Origin of the sequence: Mesorhizobium sp. M7A.T.Ca.US.000.02.2.1 (genome assembly GCF_003996995.1) — a bacterium.
In the GTDB taxonomy this organism is placed as follows: domain Bacteria; phylum Pseudomonadota; class Alphaproteobacteria; order Rhizobiales; family Rhizobiaceae; genus Mesorhizobium.
On record NZ_RZTT01000456.1, the window covers coordinates 1 to 4,502 of the forward strand.

Consider the following 4,502-nt stretch of genomic DNA (forward strand, 5'->3'; position numbering starts at 1 on the left):
GGCCATGTCCTGCTGCTGCCGACCGGCTACTATCTGATCGGCGGCGCCTTCGCCGTTGCCGTCAGTTTCCTCGTCCTGGCGCTGCTGCCAGCGTATTTTCTCGATCGTTTCTGGCGCCGGCGCCTGCCGTTATTTGCCCTCAGCGACGCCACCCGCGCCGCCATCAGCCTGCTATCCTTCGCCGGCTTTGCAATTCTTATCGCCGCCGGCTTTTTCGGCAGCCGCGACCCACTTTCCAATCCTCTGCCACTGGTGATCTGGACACTGTTGTGGGCCGGCGTCACGCTGCTGCAGGGTGTCTTCGGCGACCTCTGGTCATGGCTCAACCCCTGGTATGGAGCATGGCGTCTCGCCTCGCGCCTGTTCGGGACCAGGGATCACGGAGCATGGCGCCTGCCCGGATGGGTCGGCTGCTGGCCGGCTGTCATCCTGTTCTTCGCCTTCGCCTGGTTCGAACTCATCGATCCGGCGCCCGACGATCCGGGGCGGCTGGCCTTGGCCGCCGGCCTCTACTGGCTGTTCTCTTTCCTCGCCATGCTGGCGTTCGGCTATCGCGACTGGAGCCGCAGCGGTGAATTCCTGACGGTTTTCTTCTCGATGGTGGCGCGCTTCGCCGTGGCCGAACGCAACCAAGACGGCCGGCTTGGCCTGTGCTGGCCCGGCGCCAAGCTGCTGACGGCGCAGCCCCTGCCGGCCAGCGGCATCGCCTTCCTGCTGCTGGCCCTGTCGTCGGTGTCCTTCGACGGCCTGTCGAAGACCTTCTTCTGGCTCGGCCTGTTCGGCATCAACCCGCTCGAATTTCCCGGCCGCACCGCGCTGATCGGCAGCGGCACTTGCGGGCTGATCCTGACATTCGCGCTGCTGGCGGCGGTGTTCCTGCTTGCCGTCCGGCTCGGCCAGCGTTTTGCCGGCAGCGATCACACGCTCGGCCAGGCCGCAGGCCTGCTGGTGTGGTCGATCGTGCCGATCGCGCTTGCCTATCACGTTGCGCATTATCTGACGGCGCTGCTCGTCGACGGCCAATATGCGCTTGCGGCACTTTCCGACCCGTTCGCGCGGGGCTGGAACCTGTTCGGCACCGCCGACGTGCAGATCGAGGCCGGCATCGTTGCGGGAGCGGACTCCGCGTGGTGGCTGTGGAATATCCAGGCCGGCGCCATCATCCTAGGCCATGTGCTCGCCGTCCTCGTCGCTCACGGCTTCGCCTGGCGCCTGCACCCACAGCCCTCCCGCGCGGCACTCAGCCAGTTCCCGCTCACACTGCTGATGATCGCCTACACCGTCTTCGGCCTCTGGTTGCTTGCCACGCCGACTGCCGGATGAGAAAAGGCGACCAGCATGCCTTCGGGGAAAGCCCGCTTGCCACGTCGGGGCTTTGGTGATTTAGTTTGTACACATGCGATTTTTTGCCTCGTTACAGCCAGTCAAAACTCAAAAACAGGGGAACTGCCGTGACTGACAAGAATGGGTTTTTCGATCTCTCCAGATCAACGCTCAACCGCCGCACGGCGCTGAAGGGTCTGGTCGCCGGCGCCGGCCTGGGCCTGGCCCCCGGCTACGTCCGCTATTCCCAGGCGCAGAGTTCGGCGCCGATCAAGATCGGTTTCCAGTCGCACCGCACCGGCATCGGCGCTGCCTATGGCCGCTGGTACGAGAAGACCACGGCTGCCGCGGTCAAGGCGATCAATGCCGCCGGCGGCATCAACGGCCGTCAGGTCGAGGTGATCATCGAGGATGACGGCACCGATCCCGGCCGTGGCGCCGAGGTGGTCGGCAAGTTCGCCACCCAGCACAAGACCGACATCGTCTTCGGCACGCTGTTCTCGCATGTCGTCATTGGCTCTGCGCCCGCCGCCGGCGAAAACAAGATGCCCTATTTCGTCGTCAGCGAAGGCCATCACGTCGCCTCGACAAAGCTGAACCGCTATGTCTTCCAGCCCGGCATCACCGACGTGAAGAGCCAGATCCAGTCGATGGCGCCGTGGATCGCGGCCAATGCCGGCAAGAAGGTGACGCAGATCTTCCCCGATTTCGCTTTCGGCTACGACCATCGCGACTACCTGCCGCCGGCACTGAAGGCGCAAGGCGGCGAGGTCATCGCGCAGATCGCCATCCCGCCGACGGAATCGTCCTTCACCAAATACTTCCCGCAGATCCCGGCCGAGACCGAGGTGATCTACCACGTCATGGTCGGCCCGGCCGTGCTGACCTTCGTCAAGGAGCTCGGCGAGTTCTATGGCTCCAACCGGCCGCAACTGTTCGGCTTCATCGATTCGCTCGAAGCCACCGACATCAACAGTCCCGGCCTCGAATTCCTCGACGGCAGCCATTTCTGGGAAGGCTCGCCGCGTTATGCGCAGGCCAACGATTCCGAAGCGCAGAAGGCCTACCGCACCGCTGTCGGCATCGATGACAATGGCGCTGCCGTCGGCGATCCCAAGGATGTCTCCACCGCAGCCCACATGTTCGGCTGCTGGGAGACGCTCTATGTCGTCAAGAAGGCAATGGAAGACGCCGGCTACAAGGGTCCGGAAGACCGCGCCAAGCTGGTCGAGGCGACCGAGGCACTGACCGAGTTCGCCGAAGGCCCGCAGCATCCGCAGGGGCCAAAAACCTTCAACGGCAAGATCCACCAGTGCTTTGGTATCCAGAACATCTCCAAGGTCGAGGGCGGCAAGCTCAAGGTCGTGCACAAGACCAAGATCGAGGACGGGCTTTACGAGGCCGAGGGAGATTATACCACGCAGGCGCTGTGAGTTTGGCATTCCAGCAAGCGCCTGCCAGCGTGTAACCGATGCACTTTGGTCCCCACCTCCTCCTCGCTGCCCTCGAAGGCCTCGTCACCTCAGCCGTGCTGGCGCTGACGGCGCTTGGGCTGTCCCTGGTGTTCGGTGTCATGCGCGTGGTCAATGTCGCGCATGGTGAGTTCTTCATGCTGGGCGCGGTGCTCGCCTGGGCGATCACCACGGCCATCGGCGGTCACCCTGCGCTCGGCTTCCTGGCGGCGCTGGTGATTGCCCCGCTGATCGTCGGCGCCATTGCGCTGGTCGCCGAACGGCTGGTGCTGCGCCGGCTCAATTACAATCCGGAAGCCACCATCGTCGCCACCATCGGCATGCTCTACATCATCCAGCAGCTGGCGCTGACTTTCTATGGCCCGGAGGCTCGGCCGGTCGAGCCGCCGTTCAGCTACCGCATCCTTTTGCCGTGGTTCGGCTATTCCGGCTACAAACTGTCTGTTATCGCCGCTTCCGCGCTGCTGCTCACCGCGACATGGCTGGTGCTGACGCGCACCAGGATCGGCCTCGTCATGCGCGCCACGCAGTATGACAGCGAAACTGCACAGGCCTTCGGCATCCCTGTCGGCCGTGTCTATGGCGGCGTCTTCGCGCTCGGTGCCATGCTGGCGGCCATTGCCGCGGTGCTGATCGTGCCGATCAGCCAGGCGCATTATCTGATGGGACAGGATCCGCTGCTGCTCTCCTTCATCGTCGTCATCATCGGCGGCCTCGGCTCGCTGCGCGGCACGGTCGTCGCCGCCGTGCTGATCGGCCTCTCCGACGGCATCATCTCGATGTTCTTCTCGCCGACGCTGGCCAAGATCATTGCCACGCTGCTCGTCGCCATGGTGCTGGTGTTCCGCCCGCAAGGCCTGTTCGGGACGGCATCGCGATGAGCGAAGCTTCGCCGGCAAAAGCCTATGCCCTGCATCTCGGCGTCATCGCCCTGCTCTTCGTGCTGAGCTTCCTGCTGCCGGACTACTATCACGGCCTGCTTGCCCGCATCATGGTGCTGGCGGTCTTTGCCATGGGCTACAACATGCTGTTCGGCTATGTCGGCCTGCTCAGCCTCGGCCATGCGATGTTCTTCGCCGCCGGGCTCTATGGCGCCGGCCTTGCCGTCATCCAGCTCGGCTGGAGCGTACCAGCGGCATTCGCCTCGGGCCTCGGCTGTGGTGTTGTTGTTTCACTCGTGATCGGCCTGCTGGCGTTGCGCACCACGGGCGTCGCCTTCATGATCGTCACCATGATGTTCGCTCAAGTGTTCTACCTCCTCATCCTCTACTTCGCGACTTGGACCAGCGGCGACCAAGGCATGGTCGTGCCGCAGCCGGCGCGGGTGCTCAGCTTTGGCGCTACATCGCTCGAACTCACCAATCCGACGGTGCGCTACATGACAGCGCTGGCGCTGTTTTCCATCGTGCTGCTCGTCACATTGGCCATCGTCCGCTCCCGCTATGGCCGCGTGCTGGTCGCCATCCGCGAGAATGAGGAGCGCACGAAGATGCTCGGCTACGATACGTTTTCGAACAAGCTCGCCGCCGTCGTCATCTCCGGCATCATCTGCGCGGCCTCGGGGGCCGCCTATGCGCTGCTGTTCGGCTATGTCGGATCGAGCTTCGCGTCGGTGCAGTATTCGATCCTGCCGCTGCTGTGGGTGCTGCTGGGGGGTGCCGCGACGACGCTCGGACCGCTGATCGGCACGCTGTTCATGTACTATGT

Annotated in this window: 4 protein-coding genes; all 4 read left to right on the forward strand. The window is 64.0% G+C overall.

Annotated features, from left to right (window positions below; translation table 11 throughout):
* Positions 1-1,323, forward strand: a 1,323-nt coding sequence (locus EOD15_RS29170; RefSeq protein ID WP_127409073.1) for a hypothetical protein, incomplete at its 5' end; no start/stop codon positions are given.
* 128 nt (positions 1,324-1,451) lie between these two features.
* Positions 1,452-2,756 carry an ABC transporter substrate-binding protein gene (locus EOD15_RS29175; RefSeq protein WP_127321454.1) on the forward strand — a complete coding sequence of 435 codons (1,305 nt, stop codon included), beginning with the start codon at positions 1,452-1,454 and terminating at the stop codon, positions 2,754-2,756.
* Positions 2,757-2,794: 38 nt separating this feature from the next.
* The gene (locus tag EOD15_RS29180; RefSeq protein ID WP_127321453.1) at positions 2,795-3,676 is read left to right on the forward strand and encodes a branched-chain amino acid ABC transporter permease; all 882 of its coding nucleotides are present in this window, start codon (positions 2,795-2,797) and stop codon (positions 3,674-3,676) included.
* The coding region (locus EOD15_RS29185; RefSeq protein WP_148129684.1) for a branched-chain amino acid ABC transporter permease at positions 3,673-4,502 on the forward strand (830 nt) is incomplete at its 3' end. The genes EOD15_RS29180 and EOD15_RS29185, both read left to right, overlap by 4 nt.

Coding starts and splice junctions, on each gene's coding strand:
- EOD15_RS29180 (WP_127321453.1), top strand. CDS start 2,795: ATGCACTTTGGTCCCCACCTCCTCCTCGCTGCCCTCGAAGGCCTCGTC.